The following is a 25,827-nucleotide window of genomic DNA, read 5'->3' as shown; positions in this document are numbered from 1 at the left end:
CCAGCCTGCCGCTCACCAACAATGCGGCCGAACGTCTGTTGCGCCACTGGGTCATTGCCCGTCGCCTGAGCTTCGGTACCCGCAGCGAGCAAGGAACTCGAGCGTTCGCGCTGCTCGCCAGCATCATCGACACTTGTCGTGCAAGGAAGGCGTCCGCTTGGGACTACCTCACCGCCGCCCTTCAGGCCGGCCGCCAAGGACTACCAATGCCGCCTTTGCCCGCCGTCTCGGTAGGGGGGTGATTGGTTACGTCTGTTCGACCCGGCGAAGGGCTGGGAATTGCCGGCCGAGAGCGTCTCGAGCCTGCCCGACTTCATCGACCGCGTCCGCGCGACGGGCCATGAGCTGCGCTGCGAGGAGAGCGCGCTGTCGTTCATCGCCGAGGTCCGCGACCAGGAGAACCGGCAGCGGACACTCGCCGCGGCTTACCCGCTCGGCGCCGACAGTCCGGCGCTCGCAGGGCTGCTCAAGGTCGATCTCTACCCCTACCAGCGCGCCGGCGCCCTCTTCGCCGCCCGCGCCGGCCGCGCGCTGATCGGCGACGAAATGGGTCTCGGCAAGACGGTCCAGGCGATCGCGGCAATGGAACTCTTCGCCCGGCACTTCGCCGCCGAGCGTGTGCTGGTCGTCTGCCCGACCTCGCTCAAGCATCAGTGGGAACGCGAGATCGCCCGCTTCACCGACCGCCGGGCCACGGTCATCGGCGGTCTGCGGGCGATTCGCCAGCAGCGTTACCGCGAGGATGGCTTCTGCAAGATCACCAACTACGAAACGCTCGGTCGCGACCTCGACCTGATCGAGACCTGGGCACCCGACGTGGTGATCGTCGACGAAGCGCAGCGGATCAAGAACTGGAACACGATCGCCGCGCGCTCGCTGAAGCGCGTCCGCAGCCCCTATGCGATCGTCCTGACCGGCACACCGCTCGAGAACCGGCTCGAGGAACTGATCTCGATCGTCCAGTTCGTCGACCAGTACCGGCTCGGGCCGACCTGGCGGGTGCTTCACGAACACCAGCAGCGCGACGAAAACGGGCGTGTCGTCGGCTACCGCGAGCTGCAGCGGATCGGCCAGACGCTCGCCCCGATCATGCTCCGCCGGCGCAAGGCAGAGGTGCTCGAACAGTTGCCCGAACGCTCGGACAACATCCTGTTCATGCCGATGAGCGCCAGGCAGGCCGTGCACCACGAGGAGAACCGCGAGACCGTCGCGCGGCTCGTCTCCCGCTGGCGGCGGACCGGCTACCTCTCGGAGCAGGACCAGCTGCGCCTGCGCTGCGCGCTGCAGAACATGCGCATGGCGTGCAACAGCAGCTACCTGATCGACCACGAGACCGACGACGGGTACAAGGCCGACGAACTCGTCGACCTGCTCGACACGCTCTTCGCCGACCCGCAGGCCAAGGTCGTCGTCTTCAGCCAGTGGCTGCGCACCCACGAACTGATCATCCGGCGCCTCGACGCGCGCGACTGGGGGCACGTGCTGTTTCACGGCGGCGTGCCCGGCGAGCGCCGCGGCGCGCTCGTCGATCGCTTCCATCGCGACCCCGCGTGCCGGGTCTTCCTGAGCACCGATGCCGGCGGCGTCGGACTGAACCTGCAGCACGCCGCGGCGGTGGTCGTGAACATGGACCTGCCGTGGAATCCTGCGGTGCTCGAACAACGCATCGGCCGCGTCCATCGCCTCGGCCAGTCGCGCGGCGTGCAGGTGATCAACTTCGTCGCCCGCGGAACGATCGAGGAAGGCATGCTCTCGGTGCTCGCGTTCAAGAAGTCGCTGTTCGCCGGTGTGCTCGACGGCGGCGAGAGCGAAGTCGTCCTGCAGGGGACGCGGCTGTCGAAGTTCATGGACACCGTCGAAGAGCTTTCCGGGGCAATCGACGGCAGCGCCGGCGGCACCGAGGAGAGCGGCGACACGATGCCGCTCGACGCCGTCGCCGAAACCGGCTCCGGCAACGAAACACAGGCGGACGGCGAGGAAGAATACCGCAGCGCCAGACTCGCCGGGCTCCCCGCGGGAGAGACGAAAGCCGACCGCCCTGACGGCGCGACGGAGGCAACCCCCGGCGCCACCGAGGAAACTCTGCCGACCGACACGAGAAGCACAGCGGAAGCCGCCGAAGCTCCTCGCGCGGGCCGTCCCGAGCCGGCCGGCGCAGCGGCAGCCGACCCCTGGGCGCCGCTGCTCGCCGCCGGCGCCCAGCTGCTCGGCGAGTTGGCCGCCGCCTCGTCAGGCGAGCGCGACTCTCCGTTGGTGCACAGCGATCCGCAGACCGGTCAACGCTACCTGCGGCTGCCCGTTCCCGACCCGGAGACCGTCCAGCGCCTCGCCGAAGGACTGCTCGGGCTGCTCGGCCGGAAGCGAAGGGACTGACAGGGCGTCCCCTGACGTCCGACGAATGAGCGGACGCGAACGACGAAACGCCCTTGACCAGATTGAAAGCCGATTTTAATCTTGGCGGATGTATCAGCCCCGCCAGCTCGCCGCGGTCCTCGAACAGGCCGTCGCCGCGTTCCCCGCGGTTCTCGTCACCGGCCCCCGGCAATCCGGCAAGACGACGTTCCTGCAGCACGAGGCAGGTTCCCGCGCCGACTACCTGAGCTTCGACGACCCGATCGAGCGGAGCTTCGCCAGCGTAGACCCGGTCGGTTTCCTGGCCCGTTTCGCAGACCGGCCGGTCATCCTCGACGAGGTCCAGCACGTTCCGACGCTGTTCCCGCTGATCAAGCTGCGCATCGACTCCGAGCCACAGCGCTGCGGCCGCTGGCTGCTCAGCGGATCGCAGCAGTTCGGGCTGATGCGTCAGGTGAGCGAATCGCTCGCCGGCCGGATCGCGATTCTCGAGCTGCCGCCGTTCTCGCATCTCGAACTCCGCCGGCCGTCACTCGACGAGACGCTCTGGAACGGCGGCTACCCGGTCCCCGCGCTGCATCCCGACCGGCGCGACCTCTGGCTGCGCAGCTACGTCGCCACGTACATCGAACGCGACGTCAGGCAGATCAGGAACATCCCCGACCTGCACGTCTTCACACAGTTCATCAACCTGATGGCTGCCCGACACGGCCAGGAATTCCACCCAGCCGATCTGGCCAGAGACCTCGGAATCGCACAACCGACGGTCAAGTCCTGGGCCGGCGTGCTCGAAGCGTCGTACGTCGCCCACTTCCTGCCGCCGTGGTTCCGCAACTACGGCAAACGGGTCATCCGGACGCCCAAGGTCTATTTCTGCGACTCCGCGCTGGTCAGTCTGCTGACCCGCCAACCCGACGCCGCCGCAGCGCTCGCCGGGCCGATCGGTGGCGCCCTTCTCGAAGGCTGGGTGGTCAGCGAATCCGTCAAGGCCTTCATGGCGCTGGGCCGCAGGCCGGACCTGCACTTCTGGCGCTCGCACGACGGACTCGAGATCGACCTGCTGATCCTGCTCGGCGGCAAGCTACAGCCTGTGGAAGTCAAGCTGACGGCGACTCCCGGGCCCGGGCATGTCCACACCTTCGACCGCTTCGCGGCGATCGCCGGAGCCGACGCCGCTGAGCACGGCGTGCTGGTGTGCAGGACGGAGCGCGAACGTCCGCTACCCGGAGGCCATCTCGCCCTGCCGTGGGACGCCTTCCCCGACTGGCTGCGAACGCGTCTGGCGAGCCCGGGGGGCTGATCGAAGCGAGTTCAGAGTCGGCCGAACGACGAGCCGGGGCGTCGAAATCGCCACGCGATCGGCAAAGCAGTGAAATTTCGGACCGCCTCTCCGATTTTTCATGGTATTTTCGCAAAATGCTGCCACGTCCGTTTCACCTCGCCCAACTCACCCGGCTGCTCGCGCAGTTCCCCGTCGTTGCCCTGCTCGGACCGCGCCAAGTCGGCAAGACGACGCTCGCGCGACAGCTCGCCGCGGAATGGCAAGGGCCGGTCCGGCAGTTCGACCTCGAGGACCCCGACGATCAGGCGCGACTCTCGGACCCGGCGTTCGTGCTGCGTCGGCTGACCGGCCTCGTCGTACTCGACGAAATCCAGACGCGATCCGATCTCTTTCCGGTGCTCCGGGTTCTTGCCGACCGTCCCGATACCCCGAGCCGCTTCCTGATTCTTGGCAGCGCGTCGCCGGAGCTGCTGCGCCACGCCGCCGAGACGCTTGCCGGGCGGATGGCCTTCCATGAACTCGATGGCTTCGGCTTCGACGAACTGGCGCTGGCCGCCGAAGCCGGCCGCTTCGATCGAGAGTGGCTCGACGCACGCTGGTTGCGCGGGGGCTTCCCGCTGGCCTTTCTGGCCGCCGACCTGGCCGCGAGCCGCGCGTGGCGCGACGCTTTCATTCGCACGTACCTCGAGCGCGATCTCCCTCAACTGGGGATCAACCTCCCGGCGCTGACCTTGCGCCGCTTCTGGACCATGGTCGCGCACCGGCACGCGCAGACCTGGAACAGCAGCGAAATCGCCCGCTCGCTGGGGGTCAGCGACAAGACGGTCAACCGCTACCTCGACATCCTCGAAGGCACGTACATGGCCTACCGACTCCTGCCCTGGCAGACCAACCTCGGCAAACGCGAAGTGAAGGCGCCAAAGGTGTACCTGGCCGATACCGGCATCCTCCACGCGCTCCTCGGCATCGGCGATCCGGACACCCTGCTGGCGCATCCGAAGTGTGGTGCATCCTGGGAAGGGCTGGTCATCCGGGAAGTCATTCGGCAAACGAAGGCCGCCCGCGGCGAAGCCTATTTCTGGGGCGTGCATACCGGCGCCGAACTCGACCTCCTGATCGCGAGGAACGACCGGCGTCTGGGTATCGAGGTCAAGCTCACCCGATCGCCCAGGGTCACCCCGTCGATGCGCGCGGCACGCGAGCTGCTCGGCGTGCACGAGGTGTTCGTCGTCTGTCATGGTCAAGGCGAGCCCTGGCCGCTCGCCGAGGGCATCACCGCCGTACCGGCGCAGGCGCTCGAGACGATCACGGCAGCGCTCGACTGATTGCCGCTTCCCGGCCGAGTCGCACGGTGCCTGGTCGATGGAAGTGATCGCCAGGTCATCCTGGTCGGCCGAGGCACGACAGTACGATCCGCTTTCTTCCCGCCCCGGAAGCCCTCGAATCGAGGACGAATGTCCTGCGCGGCGTACTCCTGGCGAGCTTCCGGAACCATCTGGCGGTCGGCAGCCAACCGATCAGAGAATTCGCGGTCGGTTGGTGCCCCTGGCGATCAACTGCCCGTCCGCGTGGAGTCGCCTTCGCTGCCCCCCTTCTCTTCGTGATATTCGTCGTCGACGTTGATCTGCCAGATCGCGTCCTTCGACGACGATCCCGAGACGATCGCCTCGACGGCCAGACGGGCAGTGAGCATCGAGTGATCCTGGTTGTTGTAGCGGTGCATGCCGTTGCGCCCGACGAGGAACAGGTTGCCCAGCGTATCGGCATGACGGCGGAGCACGTCGAAGCGCTCGTAGGTTCCGAAATAGGCCGGGTAAGCCTTGGGAACGCGAACGACGTGAAAGTCGATCGCGTCGACCTCGTCGATCAGGGCGATCTTCGCCAGTTCACCGATCGCCAGGCGTCCCATTTCTTCGTCCGTGAGTCGCCAGAGTTCGTCACCCTCCTGGCAGAAATATTCGAGACCGAGCCAGACGGTCGCCGGATCGCGGACCATCGCCGGGCTCCAGTTGTTGAAGATCTGCAGCCGGCCGAGCCTGACGTCCGGCTCCTGAATGTAGATCCACGTATCCGGGACGAGGTTGGCGGGATGGCCGGGAAGACTGCCACGGCTCGCCCTGAGTTTCCTGACCAGGACGCCGACGGTGATGAAGTCGCGGTAGCAGAGCCCGGCGGCGACCTCCCTGACCTGGTCGGGAACGGGTGGCGACAGTCCGAGAATCAGGTCGCGCACGGGCATCGTGGAGATCACGTAATCGCAGGCCACCTCGACCCTTCCGCCCTCGCGGTCCTCGGCGACGACCGCGACGACGCGACCGGCGTCGTGGCGCAGCTCCCTGACCGTCAGCCCGTGGCGGATCTCGCCGCCGGCCTCGCAGACCATTTCCGCGACCACCTGCCACATCTGGCCCGGGCCGAACTTCGGGTACAGGAAGCGCTCGATCAGGCTCGTGCTGACACCCTTCTGCGCAACGCCGTCGCCCGATCCGCGCAGGATCTTGCCCAGCGCATGGCCGATCGCCCTTCTGACCGACAGGCCCTTGATCCGCTGGGCGCCCCACTCCGGGCTGATCTCCCGGCACGGAACGCCCCACACCTTCTCCGTGTAGTCCCGGAAGAAGGTCCGGTAGAGTTCGGCCCCGAAGCGATTGACGAAGAAGTCCTCGAGGTTGCGCTCGGGCTTCCTCTGGAAGACTGTCGAATACAGATAGCTGACGCCGATCTTCAGCAGGCGAAGCGCGCCCAGATTGCGCATCGTCCCGGCGCTCAGCGAGATCGGGTAGTCGAAGAACTTGCGCAGAAAGTAGATGCGCGACAGGCGCGGGCGAATCAGGAAATGCCGATCGGCGGCCGGGATGACGCTGAAGCCGTCAGCCGTCTTCTCGGGAGCGACCGGCAGAATCGCCCGCCACCAGTCCATCACCCAGTCGGACTTCGAGAAGAAGCGATGCCCGCCGATGTCCATCCGGTTTCCGTGATGGTCGATCGTTCGCGATATGCCGCCGACCTCGTCGAGCGCCTCGAGCACGATCGGCGACAGGTCCGAACGGCGGAGCAGCTCGAGAGCTGCAGTCAGTCCGGCCGGACCGGCTCCGATGATCACGACAGTCTTGCGCATGTCAGGTCTCGACCGAGAAACCGCCCATCCGTCGGGCGGCGGAACGCGGGGCCGGGCCGCCGGGCCAACGGGGCTTCGGGGAGGCTGGAGGCGACGCGAGCGCCAGCAGTGCCGCCATGAACTGCCCGGGGCAGACAGCCTTATCTTGCCGACAGTCAGCAGGACTGCCTCTCCGCTGGCAATGCGCAGGCCGGGATGGCGGGGTCACGCCGAGGCACCGTCCGGAGTGAAAGCGCATCTGCGCATCACGCAGGAGCCGTGGCCCGCAGCCGGGCCATCCCTGCTTCCGCCCGCTTCATGGCAGCTGGAGCAACGCCCTGCCCCGCTCCGAGAAGAGCAGGATTCGTCGCAACGAGAAGTTGAAGAACAGGATCAGCCCTGCGGCGACGCCTTTCGAGGCCAGATAGTGGAAGCCGGCCAGCTCGGTGAACAGCAGCAGCAGGAGGTTGTTCAGGAGCAGTCCGGCGACGCCGATCAGACCGAAGATCGTGAATTCCTGGAGCCGGTTGCGGATGGCCCGAAAGCTGAATATCCAGGCCACACAGAGCAGATAGTTGGTCAGCAACCCGAGCATGAAGGCGATCGACGCCGAGACGAGATAGTGCAGGCCGACGCCCGAGGTCAGCACGAAAAGCGACGTGAAATCGACGACGAAGGCCAGCCCGCCGACCATCACGTAGCGGACGAACTGATGGAACACATTCGATGTGCTCATGGCGTCACCCTCCGGCAGGAAAGGGGTCAGGAAGCGCACGCAGCGCGGCGCAGGCGTACAGACGATACTTCGGCTCGGGGCGGTGCAGACTGAAGGTCAGAAGTGGCTCGGCGCCCGGAACCGACTGGGCAAGCACGACGAAATCGAGGATCGGATCGTGGCAGACGTGGATCAGCCCTCCGAGGCTCACCGGCACCTCGGCTTCCTGCTTGTCGACCGGTGGCAGCCAGTCGAAACGCGCATCGGGCAAACCGAGTTTCTTGAGTCTCGATATTCGCCGTTCGGCCTCGATCGCGGTCTGCCGGTAAAAGATCGTCCCGGCCGCCTGATGAAACGAAGCATAGCTGCCGCGGTGGAGCACGAACCACAGATGCTCGAGGCCGTTGCCCCAGTAGGTCAGGTGCCCCGGTCCGATGATCGCGCTCAGCTGTGGATGGCCGGTCTCGCGCAGTTCGTCGAGCAGCACCTGATCGGGCGAGTGGCGCTGCCAGTGCGCGGCAAAGTACGCGAGCACGGCGGTCGACGCCGCCAGCAGACCCAAGCCGAAGGCAGGGCGGTGGTGGAGCAGCCACCAGACGGTCAGCACGAGGACCGGGAAGACGATCCAGCCGCCCTCCTTGCTGAAGATGAACAGGCAGTCCGCGACGGCGAGGCGGGCCAGGCCAGGGTCGCCGAAGTCGAACGAACCGGCCGCCAGGCGCAACTGCCAGAAGACGCTCTCGAGGACCACCGCGCCGACGGCCAGCCAGCCTATTCGGCGAAGCCACACGGGCACCGCCGGCTCGACCGCGAAACGTCGCCGGGCGACGAGCAGCGCAAGCAGCGGGACGGCACTCGCCAGCCCGGTGCTGTCGAGCGTGAAGACGCAGGCGACCAGACCGCCGAGCAGCAGCCGGCAGTACGAAGAAACCGGCCAGAACTCCTGCACGAGCCGCACGCCGGCGGCAATCGCGAGAATCTTGACGAGCCAGAGCACGCGCCACGGCTGCATCTGAATCAGCACCACCCCGGGCCAGTAGACGGCGAGCCAGGCGAGGCCCATCCCGCCAACGACGACGGCCAGCGCCGCCCACCAGAGTCGCCGGTGGTCGGCCGCAGAAGCCAGGGCCGCCGCGCTCAGCAGAAGAGCGAAGAACAGCGGTTCCCGGTACTCGCCGGATTGCCAGTGGTCGAGGAAGACGAACGGGCTGCGAATCACCGAAAGGCCGAGCCAGAGCGGGTCCATCTTCTGGCCGAGGCTTGCGAAAGGCGCCATCCCCGCCTGCCCCAGCACCAGCACGAGAAGCGACGCTATGCCAGCGAGCCAGACCTGCTGGCGCAACGCGAATCCGTAAGCGAAGACGAAGAGCGCTGCTGCAAAGGCGATCACCGGATGCATTGCCGCGGCCAGCGCGACGGCGAGCAGCGCAGTCGCCCGATGGCCGCGGAGAATGCACCCGATCGCCAGCAGCGAGAATGCCTCTGACCAGACGCGCGCGGTCAGAAAAGACTCGCCGTACGACAAGAGCCCTAAAGAACCGTAGGTCGCGGGCAAGGTAGCAACCAGCACCACCCCTGCCCAGAAGAACGCTCCGGCGAGGATCCCGCGCAACAGCCAGGCAACCCCGGCAAGCCAGACGACGTGCGCCAGCCCGAGCAGCAGCGCGGCAGCGTTCGGCAAGCCCAGCCAGACGATGGCCCGTGCGTAGAGCCCGGTGAACACCGTGAAACGGTCCTGCGAGCCGTAGGCGAAAAAGAGATCCCTGGCGAACGGAGTCGGGTCGAGGTGAAAAACCGCTTGGCCGGCATAGAAGATCGCATCGTGCCAGATGCCGTGGTAGCGGTGCGTGGCGATCCATGCTGCGACGGTGAGCGAGGCCAGCGTCAGCGCCTCCAGGCTGCCGATACGCGGCTTGCCGTTCGGCGTCACCATGACTCAGACGAGAACGGCCATCTTGCCGGTCACCAGGCCCTGCCACATCCGAGAGTAAACGTCCTCGAGCGACCGTACGAAGTTCGGCATGTCGAACAGCGCGCTGTGCTTTCGGCCAGCGGCGAGGCGGGCGCGCAGCTCGCGCAGCCGATCGGGGTCTCGGACCAGCGCCAGCGCCAGTTCGCAGTAGTCGTCGGGCGATCGGGCGACCAGCTCGGACAGGCCGACCGTGCGCAACAGGCTGGCGCCGACCCGTCCGGGGAAGGTGTCGCCGAGCAGGCTGACCATCGGCACACCCGCCCAGAGGACGTCGATCCCCGTCGAATGCGAGTTGTAGGGAAACGGGTCGAGCGCCAGATCGGCGAGTTGCAGGCGTGAGAGGTGGTCGATCCGCGATTCGACACGCGGCGCGAAGATCAGCCGCGCCGGAGCGACTCCCCGCGCCGCGACCTCCTTCTGCAGCCGCTCACCCGCCGATCCGCCGGGCTGGCTGAGCCACAGGATGCTGCCGGGAGTTTCGCTGAGCAGCCGGCACCAGAGGTCGAAAACCGCCGGGTTGAATTTGTAGCTGTTGTTGAACGAGCAGAAGACGAACCCCGACTCCGGCAACCCTGCATCGAGCCGCGACGGCGGCGCCTCCAGATGCACCGTCGTGTCCGCCGGCAGGTAGCAGTGTGGCAGATGGGCGAGAGTCTCCGTATAGTACGCTTGGTCTTCGTGCGGGGTGACCACCGGGTCGCCGAGCAGGTAGTCGGCGAGCTTCGGATGCCCGATCGTCCCCGCGTAGCCGAGCCAGTTGACCTGCACCGGAGCGCAGCGCAGCGCGAGGGCCTCGGGGCGCCCGTCGGCCGTCCACCCGCTGAGATCGACGAGAATGTCGATGGCGTCGGAACGGATGCGCCGGGCGGTCTCGCTGACGCTGCATTCGGCAAGGTCGACGAAATGGTCGAAAGCGAGGCGCAGTCGCTCGCGTATCTCGCTCCGGTCGTCGGCTCCCGTCGAAAAGCCGAAAACCTCGACGCGCGAGCGGTCGTGCAGTTCGATGACCTGCGGGATGATCAGGCCGACCGGATGATTGCGGTAGTCGCCCGAGAGATAGCCGATCCGCAGGCGCCTCGGAGCGTCCTCGACGGAGCGGGCGCACTCGGCCGGAACCCTTGGCGCATCGAGGACGCTTTCCGGAATGCTGCCACGGCAATGGTTCGCAGCGACCCATTGTTGCTCTTCGGCGGTCGCACCAGGGAACGAGAGCACGACGAAGGGGTTGTCGGCGACCTTGCGATAGCCGTCGCTGAGCGCCCGGAGTGTCGCCAGCCGATCGGTCAGCTCGTCCCACTCACAGCGCTTGAGGCTCGCGCAGAGCAGTTGCGAGAGAATACCGGCGTTCTCCGGGTCGTTCTTCCAGAGTTCGTTCAGACAGACCGACGCTTCGTCGTTGCGATTGGCCGCAAGCAGCACGTTGGCGAGTTGGGCGATCGCCTCGACGTAGTCCCCGGGATGACATTCGATCGCCCTGAGGAAGAACGGAACGGCCTCGTTCCACTTGTGCATTCGCGAGAGCGCGACGCCGTGGTTCTTGAGGACTTCGGGATCGTCGGGCTTGAGTGCAATCGCTCGCTCGAACGAGGCGAGCGACTCGTGCCAGCGCATCAGCGACGAGAGCACGATGCCGAGGTTGTTGTGCGCCTCCGGGTCGTGCGCGTTGCGCTCGGCGGACATGCGCACGATCGGCAGCGCGTCGTCGAACCGGCCCTGCCCAATCAGTGCAAAACCGAGCGCCTTTAGGGCCAGCGGATGAGCCGCGGGATGAGCACCGATGATCCGCCGCGCGGCCGCTTCGACCTCGACATGGCGCTCGGCTTCGACGAGCCGCATCAGCGCGATGAGCTCCGGGCTCATCGGCTGGCGCCGACCGGCAGCCCTGACAGACGTCTTGCGCGGGGGGTTCACGAGGCAGGTTTCCTTTCCGTGCGGTGTCGGCAGGCGAAGCCCGGTGAGCCGGCGTTGGCCATCCGCCGACGAAGACCGAGCGCGACCCGCATGCGACTACTCCTTGCCCACCGCGCGCATGAACGCGACTTCGAGCGACAGCGTCGGGCGCACCTCGACCAGAACGTGCCCGGCCGCACGTAGGGCTTCGAGGTGCACCCAGAGCTGCGTCCGCGAGACCTCGCCGATCCAGCGCCCCGAAAAATCCTCGCGCATCCCGGCGACCGGCACCTGCCCAAAGCTGCGCACGAGAACGGTCTCCGCGTCGCCGGTCAGCTCGGCTGGCGCGCGAACCGCGCGCAGTACGCCTTCGTGGATCAGCCCAAAGCGGTCCGCCAGCCGTTCGACGTCGTGCAGCACGTGCGAGGTGAAGAACAGCGTTCCGCCGGTTCGCTTGTACTCGGAGAGAATCTCAACGACGTCGCGGCGGCCGATCGGGTCGAGACCCGACAGCGGCTCGTCGAGCACCAACAGGCGTGGCTGGATGCACAACGCCTGGGCGATCGCCACCCTCTGGGTCATCCCCTTCGAGAACGAGCGGATCGCCTTGCCGGCTACCGCAGCCAGGCCAAGCCGGTCGAGCCAGTCGAGGCAGTGGGCCTGCGCATCGCCGACCTTGACGCCGTGCATACGCAGCCCCATCAGCAGGATTTCCAGTGGGGTCAGATAGTCGTAAAGGTAAGGATTCTCGGGGACGTAACCGAGGCCTCTACGCGAGCGCGGCTCGTCGACCGGCACGTCGAAGATCCGCGCATCGCCGGCAGTCGCGCGGATCAGACCCATCAGGATCTTGATCGTCGTGCTCTTGCCGGCACCGTTGGCACCGATGAAGCCGAACGCCTCTCCCTCCTCGACGGCCAGCGACACGCCGCGCACCGCGAGAACGGGTGACTTCAGTTTGCGTTCGAAGGATTTCTGGAGGCCTTCGATGACGATCGCAGCGCCCATCTTCCTAGTTCCGTGGCTGCGTGTTCAGGACCGGCCAGCCCGTCGCGTCGACCCCATAGCCGAGACCCAGCGGGTCGCGCGGGATCTCGCGCACGAGCCCCTCGCGCAGCAGATCATCGAGACTGGCCGGGTTTCGACCGAAGCGTTCGCGATACGCCGCCGCCGCCTTCTGCAGCCGATCGAGCGCCCGCAGACGCTGCGCCCTGACCTGGAGGTACCTGCGGAAGTTGCCTGACGGCGAACCGGCGGCCATCGCCTCGACCATCCCCGCGGCACTGGCGGTCTGGTAACCCCTCTCGATCCACGTGGCGGCAAGGTTCTGCAACGACCACTGATCCTGCACGGTCTCGGCCCGCGGAACCGCCTCGAGCAGGAATCCCGCGCCCGTCGCCGGGTCGCGGCGGAAGTGATAGTGCAGGAAGCCGAGCTGGAAGAGCGGATACCAGTCGAAGCTTCGCGCCTCTGCAGCCCGACCGAGCACGTACTGCGCGGCGTCGACCTGGCCGTTCCACGGCAGGATCGCCGCGCCGACGTAGTAGTTGTCCTCGTGCAACGGATTGAACCAGGCGATGTCGCGCTGCAGTTTCGCCTGCACCGCGTAGTCGGCGGCCTGCATCCGGCCCGTATCGGCGACGAGGACGCGGAAGCCGGCGAGATTCGCCGCCAGGTAGCGGTCACCACCGGCGAGCAGAACCTGCGCGAAACGGGGTAGAGAGATCAGCAGTTCAGGCCCGGCGGCGTCCCGGGGAAGCCTGGCCAGCTGCGTCTGCGCGAGCGCGAAGAGGAGCGCCGACGAAACGCCGGCGATCACCGGCAGCAGCGCGACCGCCCGACGGCTCAAGAGAACTCCCGGCGCAAGAAGATCACCGTCGCCAAAGCCAGGAGCAGCACGACGTATGCTCCGGCCATGACCACTGACCAGACGATGACCTCGCTGCCCGGCGCAAGCTGGTACATCGGCCACTCGCGCCAGTCGAGGCGCGACAGGTCGGGGATCAGCCAGCGGACGACCTCGATCAGCGGCTGGTAGCGGTCGAGGAGCTGCTGGTCAGCATCTGCGCCACGCGCCAGATAGTCGACGGTCGCCCCTAGAGCCTTTCCGGCAATCGCGAACGCCGCCCCGAGAGCCAGCGGCAGGACGGAAACCGTAGACAGCGCGGCGATGCACAGGGCGAACGCAGCGACAATCGCCGCGTCGAGCGCAAAACCGGCCATCGTGCTCCAGAACGGCACACCGAGCGCCGGCGGAAACTCCTGGGCGTAACCGCCGCCGACCAGCACGGTGACCAGCGTCAGCAGCAGACCCAACAGCGTCGCCGCCAGCAGCGAGAGAATCAGCACCGCACCGAAGCGGCCGGCGAGGAAGGCGCCACGCGAAACCGGGTAGGCCAGCGAAAACTGGATCACCCGGCGGTCGATTTCCCGAGCGACGAGTTCCTGGACCCAGAACAGGTTCATCAGGATCAGCGAAAAGCGGATCCCCGAGAAGCCGACGTCGAGAGCGACGGTCTGCGGCTGCCGCGGCGAAAAAAAGCCCGAGAGGTATGCGACACCGATCAGCAGCAGGCCGAGAACGAACACCGCCTGCAGGCTGCGGCCGCGAAGGCCCGAGCGGATTCCCGAGAGGGCAAACTGGAACACGGTCTTTGATGAAAAAAATGGCGCGCCCGCCGGCGCGCCGTCGCAGCCAGAGAGAAGATGATCAGGTTGTCGGCGCCGCTGCCTCCGCAGCGGTGGCATCTGTAGCGTTGCAGGTATCGTTGGCCCCACCCGTACAAGGCGCGATATTGGCCACCGACCCGCCTACCGAGGAACCCGCAAACCTGTTTCTGCCCTTGGCCGACCCCGAACCCACCGTGAACAACGTCGGACCCTGTTCGTTACCGACGAGGAACACGTTGGCCGAGCACTTGGGCGTGAATGCGACCTTGACGAAGCTGGTCCCCGCGGTGAACGTGTAGGTAGGATTAGCCGCCGAGCCGCCCGAGCAGACGGAGACCGCCGCGGCATTGACCGAAAACGAGGTCACAGCCGCGATGGCCAGAACCGAACCGAGAATGACTTTTTTCATTTCGAACCTCCGTCAGACGAGCGCGTTACAGGGTTGAGTTGGCGATGGCCTGCGTGAGCAGGTTGCGCGCATCCGACTGTGCAGACTTGTCCTCGCCCTTCTTCGTGTATTCCGTGAACTGCGGAATGGCGATCGCCGCGAGGATGCCGATGATCGCAACGACGATCATCAGCTCGATCAGGGTAAAACCCTTCTGAAGCTTCTTCATCATGGTCCTGGACTCCTTCGAGTGAAAGAACGGAAAACCCGTCGCCCACTGCGAAGCACGCTTTGTGCCAGGCTGGAGACCGACGCGCAAAGGTGCATTCGGGCTCGTCAAGCCCGCTTGGGTCGCCGCTCCGCGTCACACGGGTGACAGAAATCGTCAGCCGGCGGCTCGTGCCGTCGATGCGCACGACCGGCGGCGACGCCGACGCCGATCCTCCGGCAAAGCCGGCACGCGAAGCGGCATGGGCGGGGAAAGCGCGGGAAGGACGAAACCCGCAGTGGGCCGACGCCGACCGGGCAGGCAGACTCCCGGGGGACTGATGGCCAGAAGTCGAAGGCGCCACTGGTGCTGCTCGCCTGGCCGGCGATTCGGCCGGTTGACCGCGGGGGCGCGACGACCGTTCGCCGGCAGTCCTGCCCTGCCGGAATCGAACGGCCGCCCCCGCCGGCCGTCGTCGAGCGCAGGAACCTAGTCGGTGAAACTCGCCGCGACGGCGTTGAGCAGCAGCAGACGAGCGTCCGCCTGCGCGGACTTGTCCGCTCCCTTCTTGATGTACTCGGAGAACTGTACGGTCGCGATCGAGGTGAGAATTCCGACGATGCAGACGATGATCATCACCTCGATGAGGGTGAATCCCCTCTGGTCTTGCTGACTCTTGTTCATGGAGCGGGACTCGTTTCTGCGAAAGACGACAAACGGATTCGACGGTCGCGCATGCAAGCTTTGTGCCATCGGCCGATCCCGGTCTCGGGATCGATGGCCAGTCCGTTCCGCTGGCTCGTCTTCGGCGAGTCGCGCCGCCGGGTTTCGCGGTCACCGGTCTTCCGGCAACCGCGCCGATCGTCGCGCAGGAGTCCGTCGGCGTTCGCGGTGCGCTGCCGCCGCCCGGGCAAGGATCGATCCCGGAAACGAAGGCGAATTCACTCGGACGAATCGGGTTCCCCCCGCCGCAGCCCCCGTGCAGCAAGTTGGGCCTCCGGTACGCTTTCCGGTCACGGCCCGGCCGCTACGGGTCGCCGCGCCCAACCGGCTCCCCGATGCCTTGCCTGCCCGGGATTTGCTCGCGAGCACTTGGCAAGGCCCCTCGACTTGCCCTACAATTGCCCGCTTGTCTGCAAAGTCCTGTCATTGAACCTGGGAATAGTCGATGCCTTCAATCCGCTTAAAGGAAAACGAGCCCTTCGAAGTTGCCATCCGTCGTTTCAAACGCACTGTCGAGAAGACCGGTCTGCTGACCGAGTTGCGCGCCCGCGAGTTCTACGAAAAGCCCACCGCCGAGCGCAAGCGGAAGCTCGCTGCCGCGGTCAAGCGCCACCACAAGCGCATGCGCAGCCAGACGCTGCCGCCGAAGCTCTACTGACCGCCGCTTTCCCGCAGGTTGGAGGCCGCCCGTCGTCCGAGGGGCGGCTTTTCGTGTTCTCGATGTCCGTCGAGCGGACGGCGCGCCGACTTCGTCCGGTCGGATCGTCGCCCGCCAGGGAGCTTTGCCATGACCCTCAAGGAGCGAATCCAGGAAGACGTCAAGACCGCGATGCGCGCGCGCGACGCCAGGAGGCTCTCCGCGCTGCGCCTGATCAGCGCGGCGATCAAGCAGCGCGAAGTGGACGAACGGGTGACTCTCGACGACGCCGCGGTGATTTCGGTGATCGACCGGATGATCAAGCAGCGACGGGACTCGATCGCCCAGTTCGCGGCTGCCGGGCGGCGTGACCTCGTCGAAGCCGAATCGTTCGAGGCCGAGTTGTTGGCCGCGTATCTTCCCGACCGGCTGACCACCGAAGAAATCTCCGCAATCATCGTGCAGGCGATCGCCGAGGTCGCTGCCGCCGGACCCGGCGACATGGGCAAGGTGATGGCCGTGCTGCGCTCGAAGCTCGCGGGGCGCGCCGACATGGCCGCGGTCTCGCAACTCGTCAAAGCCAGGCTCGGCGGCGGCTGAAGAGTCCGCGGCGCTGGTCGCGGGGTCTCACGATGATCCCCGAGTCGTTCATTCAGGATCTGCTCTCGCGGGTCGACGTCGTCGACCTGATCGACGCGCACGTGCCGCTGAAGCGGGCGGGGGCGAATTTCGCGGCGTGCTGCCCGTTCCACAGCGAGAAGTCGCCGTCGTTCACGGTCAGCCCGAGCAAGCAGTTCTACCACTGCTTCGGCTGTGGCGCGCACGGTACGGCGATCGGCTTCCTGATGCAGTATTCGGGAATGGGCTTCATCGACGCGGTCAGGGAACTCGCCGGGCGAGTCGGGATGACCGTTCCGGAGAACGCCGGGCCCGCTCGCGGAACGAGCGCCGACACGCCTTCGCTCGTCGCGATCATGGCCAGCGCAGCACGCTTCTATCGCGAGCAGCTCAAATGCTCGCCGGCGGCGATCGCCTACCTCAAACAGCGCGGAGTCAGCGGCGAGATCGCCGCGCGTTTCGCTCTCGGGTACGCGCCGGACGGCTGGCAGAACCTCGCCGCAGTCTTCGACGATTACGCCCGGCCCGAACTGCAGCTCGCCGGACTCGTCGCCAGCAACGAGCGCGGCCGGCTGTACGATCGCTTCCGCGACCGGCTGATCTTCCCGATCGTCAGCCAGAGCGGTGAGGTCATCGCCTTCGGCGGCCGGGTGCTCGGCCAGGGCGAACCCAAGTACCTGAATTCCCCGGAGACCCCGCTCTTCGAGAAGGGGCGCGAACTGTTCGGACTGCCACAGGCGCGCCGGGCGATCCGCGAACACGATGCCGTGCTGGTCGTCGAGGGCTACCTCGACGTCGTGGCGCTCGCCCAGCACGGAGTGGCCAACGTCGTCGCCACGCTCGGCACGGCGACGACGACCCGGCACGTCGAAAAGCTGCTCCGCCAGGCGGAGAAGATCGTCTTCTGCTTCGACGGCGACGCGGCGGGACGCAAGGCGGCCTGGCGTGCGCTCGAGAACTGCCTGCCGGTGCTCGGCGACCGGAAGAGCGCGGCTTTCGCCTTTCTGCCCGAAGGCGAGGATCCCGACAGCCTGGTGCGCAAGCGCGGCGCAGACGCGTTCCGGCGGATCGTCTCCGAGGCGATTCCGCTGTCGGACTTTCTCGTCCGCGAGCTGCGCGGCCGCTGCGAGCTGGACACCGCCGAGGGCCGGGCCCGGCTGGTCGCCGAAGCGAAGCCGCTGCTCGAACAGTTGCAGTCGTCGCTGCTCAGGCTGCAGCTCGTCAAGCGGGTCGCGCAGCTCAGCGGCCTCAGCCAGGCGGAACTCGAAAGCCAGTACCGGCTGCCTTCGGCCAACCGGCCGGCGTCGCCCCGCCCGGCGCGCCAGGCCCCTTCGCTGTTCAGGCCGCTGCTGCGCCTGCTCCTCCAGAAGCCCGAGCTCACTGCGGAGATCCCGCTCGAACTGCTTCCCGACGACTCGCCCGAGGCCCGCGCGGCGCGCGAGCTTTGCTCGATGATCGCCACCGGCGGTGAACGCGCGCCGTCGTGCGCTCAGCTGATCGAGCGCTGCCGAGGGAGCGAACACGAGGCGGTCGTCACTTCCGCGGCGGCTGAACTAATCCGCCACCCGTTTGCCGAAGACACAGTCGACGCCGAATTTCGCGGGGTGATCGGCCGGCTTCGCGAAAGCGCCGAACGCCGTTCTTTCGCCCTGCTACAGGCCAGGGCGCAGAGGTTCGGGGTCAGCGGTCTGTCGGACGAGGAGAAAAGACAATACCTGGCGTCGCTCGCCAGCTGGGCCGGGCGGGCGAAGCGGTCTGAAGTGTGATATAATCAGAACTTTTTTCAAGCCAAGCTATTCTGGACATGGGCATGGTACGCGACAAGACGACGACGGTGAGAGCCGCCAAAGCCAAGGCTACCGTAGACCTGCTCGCGCAGGTCGGGAATCAGCCGGCGCCGGTAGATGAAGAGACCCGCAAGATGCGTCTGAAGACGCTGATCAAGCTGGGCAAGGAACGCGGTTTCCTGACCTACGCCGAGATCAACGACCATCTGCCGGACGACGTCGTCGACGCCGAGCAGATCGAGAGCATCATCACCACGTTCAACGACATGGGGATCCAGGTCTATGACGAGGCTCCCGATGCCGAAACGCTGCTCATGTCCGACGCCACCCCGGCCGCCGCGGCCGACGACGCCGACGTCGAGGAGCAGGCCGAGCAGGCCCTGTCGACCGTCGACTCCGAGTTCGGCAGGACGACCGACCCGGTGCGCATGTACATGCGCGAGATGGGCTCGGTCGAACTGCTGACCCGCGAAGGCGAGATCGAGATCGCCAAACGCATCGAGGACGGTCTGAAGCACATGATCCAGGCGATTGCGGCGTGTCCGACGACGATCGCCGAGATCATCAGTTGCGCCGACCGGATCGCCCGCGACGAGATGCGCGTCAACGAGTTGATCGACGGGCTGATCGATCCCGACGTCGATGAGTCGCTCGAGGAACTGGGCGAGGTCGTTCCGGCCGAAGAGGACGACGAGGAGACCGAGGACGGCGAGACGGTCGAAGGCGCTGCCGCGGCGGCTTCGCTGCTCAGGCTCAAGACCGAGGGTCTCGGGCGTCTCGAGGCGATCCGCGACCACTATCTGAAGGCTCAGACGATCCTGCCGAGAAAGGGCTCGCAGGACCGGGCGTATCTCAGGCTGCAGCAGCAGATCTCGGAAGAGATGATGGGCATCCGGTTCACCTCGAAGACGATCGAGCGGCTCTGCGACTCGGTGCGTGCGATGGTCGAGGAGGCGCGCGCGTGCGAACGCAAGATCCAGAGGATCTGCGTCGAGACGGTGCGCATGCCGCGCGCGCACTTCATCAAGGTGTTCCCGGGCAACGAGCTGAACATCGACTGGGTGGACGCCGAAATAGCCGCTGCCGGGAAGACCTACGCCGCGGTTCTCGCACGCAACGCGCCGAACATCAAGGAGGAACAGCGCAAGCTGCTCGCCCTGCAGGAGCGAATCGGCATCCCGCTGCGCGAGCTCAAGGACATCAACAAGCAGATGTCGACCGGCGAGGCCAAGGCGAGGCGCGCCAAGCGCGAGATGACCGAGGCCAACCTGCGACTGGTGATCTCGATCGCCAAGAAATATACCAATCGCGGGCTGCAGTTCCTCGACCTGATCCAGGAGGGGAACATCGGCCTGATGAAGGCCGTCGACAAGTTCGAGTATCGCCGTGGCTACAAGTTTTCGACCTACGCCACGTGGTGGATTCGCCAGGCGATCACCCGCTCGATCGCCGATCAGGCGCGGACGATCCGCATCCCGGTGCACATGATCGAGACGATCAACAAGATGAACCGGATTTCGCGGCAGATCCTGCAGGAGACCGGCTACGAAGCCGACCCGGCGACGCTGGCCAAGAAGATGGAGATGCCCGAAGAGAAGATCCGCAAGATCCTCAAGATCAGCAAGGAGCCAATCTCGATGGAAACGCCAATCGGCGACGACGACGATTCGCACCTCGGCGACTTCATCGAGGACCAGGCGACTCTCGCACCGACCGAAGCGGCGCTCTATTCGAGTCTGCGCTTCATCACCAAGGACGTGCTCGACACGCTGACGCCGCGCGAGGCGAAGGTCCTGCGCATGCGTTTCGGCATCGAGATGAACACCGACCACACGCTCGAGGAGGTCGGCAAGCAGTTCGACGTCACCCGCGAGCGGATCCGTCAGATCGAAGCCAAGGCGCTGCGCAAGCTGCGCCACCCGTCGCGTTCCGACAAGCTGCGCAGTTTCCTCGACAACAACAGCGGCTGACGATCAGCGGCCAAGAGAGCCGGACCGGAAAAGCCTCTGGCCCAACCCGCGCGAAACACGGGCTCGGCTACCGGCTGTCCTGGCCAGGCCCGACCGGCGGCGGATCGGGCCGCGGCCGGTCGGGTTGCCCTCAGGCCGTCGGAATCCTTGGCTGATCCCGACCGGCGCACGCGCTTTCAGCGGCGGCGGCGCAGCGGCACTCCGGCGAGCGCGAGGCCGAGCAGCGCCAGAGTCCCCGGCTCGGGGGCTTCATGACCGACCGTCAGCGCGATGCCGTCGTTGATGCACTCCTCGAGGAAATGCGCCGTGAAATCTCCGGACGGAAGCAGCGAGCGGTTGAACGAGAAGCCGAAGATCTGGCTGCCCGCGGCGCCGAAGTGCGGGAAATCGAGGCCCAGCGCGGCGAGCGCAGTCGCGTCGAGCGAGGTGATCCCGGCCAGTTGAGTGCCGGTCGAGATGTTCGCGTACATCGTCCCGTTGCCCAGATAGCCCTGAACCGCTGCCTGGGTCCCCAGATCGCCCATCTGCGGCTGCACATTGAACCCGGCGTTCCAGTAATCCTGAAGCGTCGCGTAGCCGACGTTCTGGGTCGACAGGCTGACCACGTTGAGCGAGCCGAAGACGCCCAGCGTCGGGTTCGGGTTTGTGCCGGTGTTGCCGAGCGAATCGTTGGCCGAGGCGAAGCGGATCGCGAAGACTCCCGGATCGTTCTGGAAGGAGGCCTGGGTGTTCAGCGCGTGATTCGAGAAGTTGAGGAAGAGGTCGCCCGGCGCGATGCTGCCGTTGCGCGCGCCTGAGTTGGCTACTCCCGCGAGAGGCATGCCGCCGCTGATCGCGAAGTAGCCGGTATTGCCGACCTGACGGTAGGCGAGGCCGAGTTCCTCGTACGCGGGGCCGCCGGAACCGTCTCTGAACGAGTCGATGGCGTAGTTCCAGCCATTGTAAAGGGTTCCGGCACTGGCCGATGGCGCCGCCGTGCTGACCAGCGTCGCCAGAAGAGCCGAGAGCAGCGCCGACGCCGGCAGGCCGCGAGGCTTGTCAAGAAAGCGTTTCATGATATAGTTCTCCGTGCAAGAGTTCGTTTGTTGAGTAACAAGGTCGAGTTCCCTGGGCCCAACCCACGGCGGTGGCTGGCGGTCACCTCCCGGGTCCGGGAGAATCGACTCCGTTCCGCGCCCCGAACCGCGCCAACGGTTCGGGGCGCCCCGAAGGCGACCAAAGCAGGGAACTTCCGCCTTCGCCGAGCAGTGTCTTCCTGAAGCCCGGCCAGCGGTTATGAACTGCGTCACGGGAGCCGGCATGTTTCCACGGCCAGACCACAGCAGTCTCGCCAGTGGCCGGCGCTGGCCGGCGGCTACGCTCGGGCGAGCGCGAAAAGTCGGCGGCCTGTGCGCGAAGACGCGGCGTCAGCAGCCGGCAGGCGGCCGATGGAACGTCCGGGAAGCGGACGAATCGCGAAGGCGACAGGTCGGGACGAGGTCCGACCCGCGCCGAAGACAGTCGCTACGAGAGAGTTGGCCCGCTGGCGGCAGTGGCTCGGGCGGTCGGCTCGGCGATGGCCAGCGGAGGCGGCGCCGGAGACCGGCGCCGCAAGGGGAAGGTGTCGCCTACTTGCTGAGCGCTTCGCCCGGCGCGACGATTCCCAGGAAGCTGTCTGCCTTGAGTGCCGCGCCACCGATCAGGCCGCCGTCGATGTCCTTCTGGGCGAGCAGGCCGGCTGCGTTCTCGGGCTTCATCGAGCCGCCGTACTGGATGCTGATCGACTGCGCCACGTCCTCGCCGTAGAGCCCGGCGAGCAGGCCGCGAACGAACGCGTGCGCCTGTTGGGCCTCGTCGTCGGTGGCAGTGACCCCGGTTCCGATCGCCCAGACCGGCTCGTAGGCGATCACCGTGCGCAGCGCGTCGTCGCCCGAGAGGCCGGCGTAGGCGCCATTGACCTGGGTGGTCAGGACGCTCTCGAGCCGCCCCTCCCTGCGCTCGGCGAGCGTCTCGCCGATGCAGATGATCGGCGTCATGCCCAGCGACTGCACCTTCCTGACCTTCCGGTTGACCGTCTCGTCGGTTTCGCCGAAATAGGTCCTCTGCTCCGAGTGGCCGATGATCACGTAGTCGACGCCGATCTCCTTGAGCATGTCGGCGCTGACCTTGCCGGTGAAGGCACCCTGGTTTTCCCAGTGAACGTCCTGTGCGGCGAGCTTGACGTTGCTGCCTGCGAGCACGTCGGCCACCTTGGCCAGGGCGAGGTAGGTCGGCGCGATGGCGACGACCACGTTGCGGATTCCGCTGGCTGCGGCGACGACTTCGCTGGCCAGCGTGACTGATTCGGCAACCGTCTTGTTCATCTTCCAGTTGCCGGCGATAACGATCTTGCGCATGGGTTTCCTCGAGTCTTGGGAACTGCGATCGGATGACGGGGAAAACGACCCCGGCAGCTGCCGGGGTCGCCGGTATACTTACTTCTCGGAAAGCGCGGCGACTCCGGGCAGGATCTTGCCCTCGAGGTACTCGAGCGAAGCTCCGCCGCCGGTCGAGCTGTGCGTCACCTTCTTGTCGGCACCGTACTTCTTGGCCGCGGTTGCCGTGTCTCCGCCGCCAATGACCGTAATCGCCCCGCTGGCCGTGGCCTTGACGACGGCGTCGGCCATCGCCCGGGTTCCCGCCTCGAACTTCTCGAACTCGAAGACTCCGGCCGGGCCGTTCCAGACGATCGTCCTCGCCTTGAGGATCGCCTCGGTGAAGCGTTTCGTCGATTCCGGGCCGCAGTCGAGGCCAAGCCAGCCGTCGGGAATGCCATCGACGTCGTTGGCGATGCCGGTGTTCGCGTTGGCGTCAAACTTGTCGCCGATCACGAAGTCGACCGGGAGGAGAATCTCCTTGCCGTTGTCCGCGGCCTTCTTCATCAGCTCGGGCACCAGCTTGGCGCCTTCCTCGTCGAACAGCGAGTTGCCGATCGGCATTCCCGAGAGGACCTTCTTGAAGGTGAAGGCCATGCCGCCGCCGATGATGATCTGGTCGGCCTTGTCGAGCAGGTTGTTGATCAGCTGGATCTTGTCGGCGACCTTGGCGCCTCCGAGGATCGCCAGCAGCGGCCGCGCGGGGGACTCGAGCACCGCCGAAAAGGCAGCCAGTTCCTTGTTCATCAGATAACCGGAGGCGCGCTCCGGCAGCTGCACGCCGGTCATCGACGAGTGATCGCGATGGGCGGTGCCGAAGGCGTCGTTGATGTACACATCGGCGAGCCTGGTCAGCGAGGCGCGGAAGGCCTTGATCTCCTCCGGAGCTGCCTTGAGCTTGGTGATCGAACCGTCGGGGTTGGTCACCGTCGCCTTGCCCTCCTCCTCGATGTGGAAGCGCAAGTTCTCGAGCAGGATGACTTCACCCGGCCGGATCGCAGCGCAGGCCGCTTCGACTTCGGGGCCGACGCAGTCGGGAAGGAACTTGACCGGCCGGCCAAGCAGCCCCTCGAGCGCAACGGCCACCGGAGCGAGGCTGTACTTGGGATCGGCCTTGCCGTCGGGACGGCCGAGGTGGGACATCAGGATGACCGCGGCCCCCTTGTCGAGAGCGTACTGGATCGTCGGCAGCGCCGCTTCGATGCGCTTGGTGTTGGTGATCGCGCCGGTGACCTTGTCCTGTGGCACGTTGAAATCGACGCGGATCAGGACGCGCTTGCCTTCGAGCGCGAGATCTTCGATGAACAGTTTGGACATGATTCCCCCGAGAGTGAGTGGGTGTTGAGAAAAGCTGGAGTGACTTGCGGAAAGGAAATGGTGTCGCCTGCCGCCGCTTCAGGGAACTGTACGACGGGCTCCCGAGAAGCTGCGTCAGCCACCGCGTCGAGTTGCCAGGAGCGATCGAAAAGCATGGCCGCCAAGTAGGTCAAAGTATCGTTGGCGTCGCCGGCCGAGTCAATTGGCTGTGGTCGGGGCCATTTGTCAAGGGGTGGCCGGGACTTTCAGTAATAGATCCGGAACACCTGCTGAATCTGCTCGAACTCGTGCAGATAAGCCCCCGCGACCTCGCGGTTGGTTGCCAGAACGGTCAGGTCGTGGGAGAAGACCGAGGTGTTGTACCAGTTGAAACTCCCCTCGATGACCGTCTGCTCGTCGATCACGCAGTACTTCGAGTGGATCGGCGAGTAGGGCACCCGATGGTCGGTCTGACCATAGACCAGGCCGACCGCGATGCCGGCCGTGCGCAGGCCCTGCACGGCGGGCAGCAGCGGCCGGTTGAGTTCCTCGGCCATCGTCCGCTCGATCCCCACCCGCCCCTGCCTGGCCAGATGGCCGTTGAGCAGGATATGCACATGGACTCCACGGTTGCGGGCGTGGATCAGGGCATCGACGACGCTGTCGCCGTGCTCGCCGAGCAGGTTGCCGATCAGGAACAGCGTCAGCTTGATCGAATGACGCGCCCGGTTGATCTCGGCGAGGATCGCGTGGTGCGGGCGGTAGTAGCGGCCATCGAGCAGCGCGTGGCGGCCGTAGGTGTAGAGCAGGTTGAACGGGGCGAGCGGGTCGATGCCGTATTTCTGGTTGACCCCCCCGCGCTCGCTCTGGAAGACGTTGTCGAGCAGGCGGCAGACGCCCTTCGAGTGGAAGGTCATTCCCGACTCCCAGTTCGCCCACCAGCGGTCGAAGGTGATGTTGAACGAGCCGAGGATGCAGTCCTCATCGTTGAAGATGATGAACTTGGTGTGCATGTCCGGATCGACCTCGATCAGGTGATGCTTCGGCGTACACACCACGCCGATCAGTTCGATCCCGGCGCGCTTGAGACGCGCGTAGCTCTCGCTGTTGGTCAGCGTCATCTTCCGCCAGTCGACGATGCACTGGACCCAGACGCCCTGTTCGCTGGCGTGTACGAGATGGCGCGTGAAGTCGTGGTCGTCGATGCAGTCGACGCTCACCTTGATGCTGCAGAAACGCTGCGGGTGTTGGTGCTTGCAGCGGATGACCTTGTCGATATGGTCGTGGATGAAGCGCTTCGGGTGATAGGGATGGTACTGCTGGCCCTTGGTGAACTTGGGGATCAGATGCAGGGACTCGAAATGGTGGTTGTACCAGTCGACATCGCTCTGCAGTTGCCAGGGGTTGCATTCATGGGTACGGTAGCCGTTCGGCGTCGCCCATTCCGGGGTGATTCTCCGGTACTGCGGGTGATCGTCGCGCAACTGCGGCCAGTCCATGAAGATGTATTCCTTCTCCGAGGCCAGCGAGTGTTCGTGGCGATGGACGATGAAGGCGAACTTGACGCAGTTCGCCTTGCCGAAGGTCCGCGACACGGGATGAATGTAAAAGTCCCGCGTCTGCCGCTTGTGGTGGTTCCACTGGATGTCGTAGGGGTCGGTATCGACGACGTAGGTCTCGCAGATGTGGTTGTCGCGGTAGACCCGGAGGACGACCTTGACGTTGATCTGCACGCCGAAGGCGACGTCGAAAATGATCTTGCCCCAGCGCAGGTGGAACTTCTCGCCGAAGTCGTTGGTCCGCTCGAAAGGCCCGCCGAGGTTGGCGTG

Annotated in this window: 22 protein-coding genes; 8 read left to right on the top strand and 14 right to left on the bottom strand. The window is 66.0% G+C overall.

Features of this window, described 5'->3' with window-relative positions:
• From NFW05_RS06930 to NFW05_RS06915, 4 genes are all read left to right on the top strand, one after another.
• A partial coding sequence (locus NFW05_RS06930; RefSeq protein WP_295304148.1) for a transposase occupies positions 1-242 on the top strand: 242 nt, incomplete at its 5' end.
• Positions 243-279: 37 nt separating this feature from the next.
• Complete coding sequence (locus NFW05_RS06925; protein WP_295304146.1) at positions 280-2,373, top strand: DEAD/DEAH box helicase; 2,094 nt, start codon at positions 280-282, stop codon at positions 2,371-2,373.
• 88 nt (positions 2,374-2,461) lie between these two features.
• A complete protein-coding gene (locus NFW05_RS06920) occupies positions 2,462-3,652 on the top strand; it encodes an ATP-binding protein (RefSeq protein ID WP_295304143.1) in 1,191 nt (396 codons plus the stop codon).
• Positions 3,653-3,768: 116 nt separating this feature from the next.
• Positions 3,769-4,959 (top strand): ATP-binding protein, encoded by a 1,191-nt coding sequence (locus tag NFW05_RS06915; RefSeq protein ID WP_295304140.1) that lies wholly within the window; start codon positions 3,769-3,771, stop codon positions 4,957-4,959.
• Positions 4,960-5,186: 227 nt separating this feature from the next.
• Here the strand turns inward: NFW05_RS06915 and NFW05_RS06910 are convergent, their stop codons facing one another.
• From NFW05_RS06910 to NFW05_RS06865, 10 genes are all read right to left on the bottom strand, one after another.
• The gene (locus NFW05_RS06910) at positions 5,187-6,752 is read right to left on the bottom strand and encodes an NAD(P)/FAD-dependent oxidoreductase (RefSeq protein WP_295304137.1); all 1,566 of its coding nucleotides are present in this window, start codon (positions 6,750-6,752) and stop codon (positions 5,187-5,189) included.
• Positions 6,753-7,047: 295 nt separating this feature from the next.
• Entirely contained in the window at positions 7,048-7,467 is a 420-nt protein-coding gene (locus tag NFW05_RS06905; protein WP_295304133.1) for a GtrA family protein, read from the bottom strand.
• Between the two features lie 4 nt (positions 7,468-7,471).
• Positions 7,472-9,379 (bottom strand): hypothetical protein, encoded by a 1,908-nt coding sequence (locus tag NFW05_RS06900; RefSeq protein ID WP_295304130.1) that lies wholly within the window; start codon positions 9,377-9,379, stop codon positions 7,472-7,474.
• A 3-nt stretch (positions 9,380-9,382) separates the two neighbouring features.
• Positions 9,383-11,278: a tetratricopeptide repeat protein gene (locus NFW05_RS06895; protein WP_295304127.1), complete on the bottom strand. Its 1,896-nt coding sequence runs from the start codon at positions 11,276-11,278 to the stop codon at positions 9,383-9,385.
• Between the two features lie 147 nt (positions 11,279-11,425).
• Complete coding sequence (locus NFW05_RS06890; RefSeq protein ID WP_295304124.1) at positions 11,426-12,316, bottom strand: ABC transporter ATP-binding protein; 891 nt, start codon at positions 12,314-12,316, stop codon at positions 11,426-11,428.
• A 4-nt stretch (positions 12,317-12,320) separates the two neighbouring features.
• Entirely contained in the window at positions 12,321-13,157 is an 837-nt protein-coding gene (locus NFW05_RS06885) for a hypothetical protein (protein ID WP_295304121.1), read from the bottom strand.
• Positions 13,154-13,957: an ABC transporter permease subunit gene (locus NFW05_RS06880; protein WP_295304119.1), complete on the bottom strand. Its 804-nt coding sequence runs from the start codon at positions 13,955-13,957 to the stop codon at positions 13,154-13,156. Before NFW05_RS06880 ends, NFW05_RS06885 begins: the two co-directional genes overlap by 4 nt.
• A 61-nt stretch (positions 13,958-14,018) precedes the next feature.
• A complete protein-coding gene (locus NFW05_RS06875) occupies positions 14,019-14,387 on the bottom strand; it encodes a hypothetical protein (protein WP_295304117.1) in 369 nt (122 codons plus the stop codon).
• Between the two features lie 25 nt (positions 14,388-14,412).
• Positions 14,413-14,595: a prepilin-type N-terminal cleavage/methylation domain-containing protein gene (locus tag NFW05_RS06870; RefSeq protein WP_295304154.1), complete on the bottom strand. Its 183-nt coding sequence runs from the start codon at positions 14,593-14,595 to the stop codon at positions 14,413-14,415.
• Positions 14,596-15,063: 468 nt separating this feature from the next.
• Entirely contained in the window at positions 15,064-15,258 is a 195-nt protein-coding gene (locus tag NFW05_RS06865; RefSeq protein ID WP_295304114.1) for a prepilin-type N-terminal cleavage/methylation domain-containing protein, read from the bottom strand.
• A gap of 484 nt (positions 15,259-15,742) precedes the next feature.
• On the opposite strand from NFW05_RS06865, the gene rpsU reads away from it, so the two are divergent.
• From rpsU to rpoD, 4 genes are all read left to right on the top strand, one after another.
• Positions 15,743-15,955, top strand: coding sequence for a 30S ribosomal protein S21 (gene rpsU / locus NFW05_RS06860; protein ID WP_295304112.1), 213 nt, complete (start codon positions 15,743-15,745; stop codon positions 15,953-15,955).
• 129 nt (positions 15,956-16,084) lie between these two features.
• The gene (locus NFW05_RS06855) at positions 16,085-16,534 is read left to right on the top strand and encodes a GatB/YqeY domain-containing protein (protein WP_295304109.1); all 450 of its coding nucleotides are present in this window, start codon (positions 16,085-16,087) and stop codon (positions 16,532-16,534) included.
• Between the two features lie 32 nt (positions 16,535-16,566).
• Positions 16,567-18,318, top strand: a complete 1,752-nt coding sequence (dnaG, locus tag NFW05_RS06850) for a DNA primase (protein ID WP_295304106.1) — start codon at positions 16,567-16,569, stop codon at positions 18,316-18,318.
• A gap of 44 nt (positions 18,319-18,362) precedes the next feature.
• Complete coding sequence (gene rpoD, locus NFW05_RS06845) at positions 18,363-20,309, top strand: RNA polymerase sigma factor RpoD (protein ID WP_295304151.1); 1,947 nt, start codon at positions 18,363-18,365, stop codon at positions 20,307-20,309.
• A gap of 176 nt (positions 20,310-20,485) precedes the next feature.
• Here the strand turns inward: rpoD and NFW05_RS06840 are convergent, their stop codons facing one another.
• The 4 genes from NFW05_RS06840 to NFW05_RS06825 form a co-directional block, all read right to left on the bottom strand.
• Complete coding sequence (locus NFW05_RS06840) at positions 20,486-21,364, bottom strand: XDD3 family exosortase-dependent surface protein (protein ID WP_295304103.1); 879 nt, start codon at positions 21,362-21,364, stop codon at positions 20,486-20,488.
• Positions 21,365-21,916: 552 nt separating this feature from the next.
• Positions 21,917-22,684 carry a triose-phosphate isomerase gene (gene tpiA / locus NFW05_RS06835; protein WP_295304101.1) on the bottom strand — a complete coding sequence of 256 codons (768 nt, stop codon included), beginning with the start codon at positions 22,682-22,684 and terminating at the stop codon, positions 21,917-21,919.
• A 78-nt stretch (positions 22,685-22,762) separates the two neighbouring features.
• On the bottom strand, positions 22,763-24,019 hold the full coding sequence (gene pgk / locus NFW05_RS06830; protein ID WP_295304099.1) for a phosphoglycerate kinase: 1,257 nt from the start codon (positions 24,017-24,019) through the stop codon (positions 22,763-22,765).
• Between the two features lie 245 nt (positions 24,020-24,264).
• A partial coding sequence (locus NFW05_RS06825; RefSeq protein ID WP_295304096.1) for a phospholipase D-like domain-containing protein occupies positions 24,265-25,827 on the bottom strand: 1,563 nt, incomplete at its 5' end.

This window comes from Accumulibacter sp. (assembly GCF_023806625.1).
Lineage (GTDB): Bacteria > Pseudomonadota > Gammaproteobacteria > Burkholderiales > Rhodocyclaceae > Accumulibacter.
The sequence above is the reverse complement of the archived record's forward strand: the minus strand, read 5'-3'. Positions and strand labels throughout refer to the sequence as shown.

What these genes read in the sequence shown, in the direction of transcription:
- NFW05_RS06920 (WP_295304143.1), top strand. Translation starts at nt 2,462, where the DNA reads ATGTATCAGCCCCGCCAGCTCGCCGCGGTCCTCGAACAGGCCGTCGCC.
- NFW05_RS06915 (WP_295304140.1), top strand. Translation starts at nt 3,769, where the DNA reads ATGCTGCCACGTCCGTTTCACCTCGCCCAACTCACCCGGCTGCTCGCG.
- NFW05_RS06910 (WP_295304137.1), bottom strand. Translation starts at nt 6,752, where the DNA reads ATGCGCAAGACTGTCGTGATCATCGGAGCCGGTCCGGCCGGACTGACT.
- NFW05_RS06905 (WP_295304133.1), bottom strand. Translation starts at nt 7,467, where the DNA reads ATGAGCACATCGAATGTGTTCCATCAGTTCGTCCGCTACGTGATGGTC.
- NFW05_RS06900 (WP_295304130.1), bottom strand. Translation starts at nt 9,379, where the DNA reads ATGGTGACGCCGAACGGCAAGCCGCGTATCGGCAGCCTGGAGGCGCTG.
- NFW05_RS06895 (WP_295304127.1), bottom strand. Translation starts at nt 11,278, where the DNA reads ATGAGCCCGGAGCTCATCGCGCTGATGCGGCTCGTCGAAGCCGAGCGC.
- NFW05_RS06890 (WP_295304124.1), bottom strand. Translation starts at nt 12,316, where the DNA reads ATGGGCGCTGCGATCGTCATCGAAGGCCTCCAGAAATCCTTCGAACGC.
- NFW05_RS06875 (WP_295304117.1), bottom strand. Translation starts at nt 14,387, where the DNA reads ATGAAAAAAGTCATTCTCGGTTCGGTTCTGGCCATCGCGGCTGTGACC.
- NFW05_RS06870 (WP_295304154.1), bottom strand. Translation starts at nt 14,595, where the DNA reads ATGAAGAAGCTTCAGAAGGGTTTTACCCTGATCGAGCTGATGATCGTC.
- NFW05_RS06865 (WP_295304114.1), bottom strand. Translation starts at nt 15,258, where the DNA reads ATGAACAAGAGTCAGCAAGACCAGAGGGGATTCACCCTCATCGAGGTG.
- rpsU (WP_295304112.1), top strand. Translation starts at nt 15,743, where the DNA reads ATGCCTTCAATCCGCTTAAAGGAAAACGAGCCCTTCGAAGTTGCCATC.
- NFW05_RS06855 (WP_295304109.1), top strand. Translation starts at nt 16,085, where the DNA reads ATGACCCTCAAGGAGCGAATCCAGGAAGACGTCAAGACCGCGATGCGC.
- dnaG (WP_295304106.1), top strand. Translation starts at nt 16,567, where the DNA reads ATGATCCCCGAGTCGTTCATTCAGGATCTGCTCTCGCGGGTCGACGTC.
- rpoD (WP_295304151.1), top strand. Translation starts at nt 18,363, where the DNA reads ATGGTACGCGACAAGACGACGACGGTGAGAGCCGCCAAAGCCAAGGCT.
- NFW05_RS06840 (WP_295304103.1), bottom strand. Translation starts at nt 21,364, where the DNA reads ATGAAACGCTTTCTTGACAAGCCTCGCGGCCTGCCGGCGTCGGCGCTG.
- tpiA (WP_295304101.1), bottom strand. Translation starts at nt 22,684, where the DNA reads ATGCGCAAGATCGTTATCGCCGGCAACTGGAAGATGAACAAGACGGTT.
- pgk (WP_295304099.1), bottom strand. Translation starts at nt 24,019, where the DNA reads ATGTCCAAACTGTTCATCGAAGATCTCGCGCTCGAAGGCAAGCGCGTC.